Origin of the sequence: Aquabacterium sp., assembly GCF_004297345.1 — a bacterium.
Taxonomy (GTDB): Bacteria; Pseudomonadota; Gammaproteobacteria; order Burkholderiales; family Burkholderiaceae_C; genus Aquabacterium.
This window is the reverse complement of record NZ_SCTN01000222.1, coordinates 1-1,834: the sequence shown is the minus strand read 5'-3', so window position 1 is coordinate 1,834 and position 1,834 is coordinate 1. Positions and strand designations below refer to the sequence as shown.

General features: G+C 61.2%; 3 protein-coding genes. 2 read left to right on the top strand and 1 reads right to left on the bottom strand.

Annotated elements, in window-relative coordinates:
- Positions 1–1,123: MFS transporter (locus EPO09_RS08045; RefSeq protein ID WP_290641944.1), on the top strand; the 1,123-nt coding region annotated here is incomplete at its 5' end.
- A gap of 18 nt (positions 1,124–1,141) precedes the next feature.
- Here the strand turns inward: EPO09_RS08045 and EPO09_RS08040 are convergent.
- Entirely contained in the window at positions 1,142–1,435 is a 294-nt protein-coding gene (locus tag EPO09_RS08040; protein ID WP_290641942.1) for a hypothetical protein, read from the bottom strand.
- Between the two features lie 108 nt (positions 1,436–1,543).
- Between EPO09_RS08040 and EPO09_RS08035 the strand changes: the two genes are divergently transcribed.
- Positions 1,544–1,834, top strand: a 291-nt coding sequence (locus tag EPO09_RS08035; protein ID WP_290641941.1) for an MAPEG family protein, incomplete at its 3' end; no start/stop codon positions are given.

The following is a 1,834-nucleotide window of genomic DNA, read 5'->3' as shown; positions in this document are numbered from 1 at the left end:
GCGGGATTTCGGGCTGAGTTACGCCGAGATGGGGCTGCTGGTCAGTCTGTTTTTTGTGATTTCCGGCGTTGGGCAGGCGCTGGCAGGTTTCGTTGTCGATCGCATTGGTGCGCGGCCTGTTTTGTTTGCGGCACTGGGCTGCTTTGTCGCTTCGGCGCTGGCTGCAGCGTCTGCGCGGGGTTACGGTGGGCTGATGCTGGCGTCGGCCTTGGCCGGATTGGGCAATGCACCTTTCCATCCTGCGGATTTCACGATCCTGAACAAGCGTGTATCGATGGCAAGGCTGGGTCACGCCTTCTCGATTCACGGCATCAGCGGCAATCTGGGTTGGGCCGCCGCACCGGTGTTCCTGATTGGTCTCCATCACGCCACGGGCAGCTGGCGCATAGCCTACTTGTGCGCGGCGCTGGTGGGCCTGTGCGTGATCGCCTTGCTGGCCTTCAACCGACAGGCTATTGATGACCACCATCAGGCGCACGCTCCGGGCCGTGAAGCCGCGCATGCCAAGGTCGAACACCCGATGGCCTTTCTGAAGCTGCCCTCCGTCTGGTTGTGCTTTTCGTTCTTCTTTTTCAGCACCGCCGCGTTGAGCGCCATCCAGGGCTTCGCCAGTCCGGCGCTGAGCAAGCTGTATAGCCTGCCGATATCGGCCACAGCCTTTGTGGTGACGGGCTACATGATCTGCGGTGCAGTCGGCATGGTGCTGGGTGGTTTTCTGGTGGTACGCGTAGAACGCCTGGAACGCACGATTGCCATGGCCATGACGCTGGCTGCGAGCTTGCTCGTGCTGGGTGGCCTGGGCATATTGCCCGGCACGGCGGCTGCCGCTGTGGTGGCACTGGCAGGTTTTGGCACAGGCTTGGCCGGCCCCTCACGTGACATGCTGATCAAGCGTGCGGCACCTCCCGGCGCGACAGGCCGTGTGTACGGCACCGTGTATTCGGGCTTGGATCTGGGCTTCGCACTGGCAGCCCCTATCTTTGGCGCCTTGATGGACAAGGGATCGCCTGAAGCCGTGTTCTACGGTGCCGCCTTGACACTCGCAATGGGCGTGGTGTCTGCCGGCTTGGTGGGCCAGGGCATCAATGTGGCCAGCAAGCGCAAGGCGCAACTGGCAGCCTGATGCACGCCATAACGGCGTTCAATGTGGCTTGCGCGGCTCTTTGAATACCTCGGGCGTGATCACATTGCCCTCTTTTTCAACGCGATGGCGCACCCGGTTGATGACGTCCTGCGCGACCTGGTGGGCTTCAGCGGCTGAGCGGCGCCTGCTGCGCCAATGCCAGATCAACAAGCCCTGACGGCGCACGCGCGCCCAAGCCTGCAAAAAGGCGCGATCCAACCGTGCCCGACGGGCATCGCCCAGAGCCAGGCGCACCAGCATGACCACGCAGATGGCGGCCACGAAAATGGAAAACAGCTTGTCTACGCCCATGGCGAGGTGTCCGGCAAACACAGATTTGGTGAACTGACTACGATGGTAGCCCCGAGGCACCCGCTTGTCTCGCCAAATTGAACCCCTATTCAGAGGAGCCATTCTCAAATGCACACGTATTCGCCGATTTTCCTGCCCATGGCCATTCTGGCTCTTTGGACAATGCACGTGCTATTGCTGGTGCCCTTTGCCCGCTTCAAGGCTGGGCGACAAGGCCAGATTACGGCAGAGGATTTTCGCTATGGCGAATCCGAGCGCGTGCCGGATGCGGTACGCCTGCCAAACCGTAACTTCATGAACCTGCTGGAAGTGCCCCTGCTGTTTTACGTGGCCGGCTTCACAGCCTTCCTGACAAACAACGTCGACAGCCTGATCATGGGCCTGGCATGGACGTTTCTG

Excerpts from the sequence above, each read along its gene's own strand:
- EPO09_RS08040 (WP_290641942.1), bottom strand. The coding sequence starts at position 1,435 with ATGGGCGTAGACAAGCTGTTTTCCATTTTCGTGGCCGCCATCTGCGTG.